The 1,962-nt window shown below is 67.7% G+C and carries 1 protein-coding gene and 1 pseudogene; one reads left to right on the top strand and one right to left on the bottom strand.

Annotated features, from left to right (window positions below):
- Nucleotides 1–87 precede the first annotated feature (87 nt).
- The gene (gene nadA / locus ACWEV0_RS35870; protein ID WP_453153996.1) at nucleotides 88–1,275 is read right to left on the bottom strand and encodes a quinolinate synthase NadA; all 1,188 of its coding nucleotides are present in this window, start codon (nucleotides 1,273–1,275) and stop codon (nucleotides 88–90) included.
- Nucleotides 1,276–1,529: 254 nt separating this feature from the next.
- On the opposite strand from nadA, the pseudogene ACWEV0_RS35865 reads away from it, so the two are divergent.
- A pseudogene (locus tag ACWEV0_RS35865) lies at nucleotides 1,530–1,871 on the top strand (iron-sulfur cluster assembly accessory protein); the annotation flags it as partial.
- Between the last annotated feature and the right edge of the window lie 91 nt (nucleotides 1,872–1,962).

Below are 1,962 nucleotides of genomic sequence, written 5' to 3'. Positions count from 1 at the left end.
CCCGGGCCCGGCCGCAGCCGGACAAAAAGGGGTGGGCCTCCGCGCGTCGCGCGGAGGCCCACCCCTTGGCACATCCGGGAGGAATCGTTACGGCAGCGCCAGCATCCGCTCCAGCGCCAGCTTCGCGAACGCCTCGGTCTCCTTGTCGACCTCGATGCGGTTGACCAGGTTGCCCTCGGCCAGGGACTCCAGGGTCCACACCAGGTGCGGCAGGTCGATCCGGTTCATGGTCGAGCAGAAGCAGACCGTCTTGTCGAGGAAGACGATCTCCTTGCCCTCGGGGGCGAACCGGTTCGCCAGGCGGCGGACCAGGTTCAGCTCGGTGCCGATCGCCCACTTCGAGCCGGCCGGGGCCGCCTCCAGGGCCTTGATGATGTACTCCGTCGAGCCCACGTAGTCGGCCGCGGCGACGACCTCGTGCTTGCACTCCGGGTGGACGAGCACGTTCACGCCCGGGATGCGCTCGCGCACGTCGTTGACCGAGTCCAGGCTGAAGCGGCCGTGCACCGAGCAGTGGCCGCGCCACAGGATCATCTTGGCGGCGCGCAGCTCCTCGACGGTGAGCCCGCCGTTCGGCTTGTGCGGGTTGTAGACCACGCAGTCGTCCAGGGACATGCCCATGTCGCGGACGGCGGTGTTGCGGCCCAGGTGCTGGTCCGGCAGGAAGAGCACCTTCTCGCCCTGCTCGAAGGCCCAGTCCAGGGCCTTCTTCGCGTTCGACGAGGTGCAGATGGTGCCGCCGTGCTTGCCGGTGAACGCCTTGATGTCGGCCGAGGAGTTCATGTACGAGACGGGCACGACCTGCTCGGCGATGCCGGCCTCGGTCAACACGTCCCAGCACTCGGCGACCTGCTCGGCGGTGGCCATGTCGGCCATCGAACAGCCCGCGGCCAGGTCCGGCAGCACGACCTTCTGGTCGTCGCTGGTCAGGATGTCCGCCGACTCGGCCATGAAGTGCACGCCGCAGAAGACGATGTACTCGGCCTCCGGCTTGGCGGCGGCGTCACGGGCGAGCTTGAAGGAGTCGCCGGTGACGTCGGCGAACTGGATGACCTCGTCACGCTGGTAGTGGTGCCCGAGGACGAAGACCTTGTCCCCGAGCTTCTCCTTGGCGGCGCGGGCGCGCTCCACCAGGTCCGGGTCGGAGGGCGACGGAAGGTCGCCAGGGCACTCCACGCCGCGCTCGCTCTTGGGGTCGGCCTCCCGGCCGAGCAGGAGAAGGGCGAGCGGCGTCGGCTGGACGTCCAGGGGCTGGGCGGTGGTCACGTCACGCACCCTTTCTGCATCTGAGGTGAGCCTCGTAAAGCCTTTTCGTCTAAATGACGCTATCTATCATAACCGGTTCACGTCACTTTGACGATGTCCATAGTGTCGATGTGACGAATTCGCCTTCCGCGTCTCTGGACAGGGTGTGCGAGCATGAAAAGAGGTAAAAGACGCGCCCCGGCCCGCCCGCCCCGGAATGAATCCGCGGCGTCGCCGGTTGCAACGTCGGCAAGCAGTCTCCGTACAACCCGGGAGAGATGTAGATGTCCGTATCGGACGAGACCAGCACCGTCACCGACGGCATCATCCTGACCGACGCCGCCGCGGCCAAGGTCAAGGCCCTGCTCGACCAGGAAGGCCGTGACGACCTGGCCCTGCGCGTCGCCGTTCAGCCCGGTGGCTGCTCCGGCCTGCGCTACCAGCTGTTCTTCGACGAGCGCTCGCTCGACGGCGACGTCGTCAAGGACTTCGACGGCGTCAAGGTCGTCACCGACCGCATGAGCGCCCCGTACCTCGGCGGCGCCCAGGTCGACTTCGTCGACACCATCGAGAAGCAGGGCTTCACGATCGACAACCCGAACGCCACGGGTTCCTGCGCCTGCGGCGGCGACGAGTGCCCCAAGGACCAGTGGCGGGCCTCCCCGGCCGCCCAGGCCCGGATCAAGCAGCTCGGCGTCGGCGACGAGGACGGCCTGC

The sequence above is a fragment of the Streptomyces sp. NPDC003943 genome, assembly GCF_053605265.1.
This window is presented reverse-complemented; position numbering and strand designations above follow the sequence as displayed.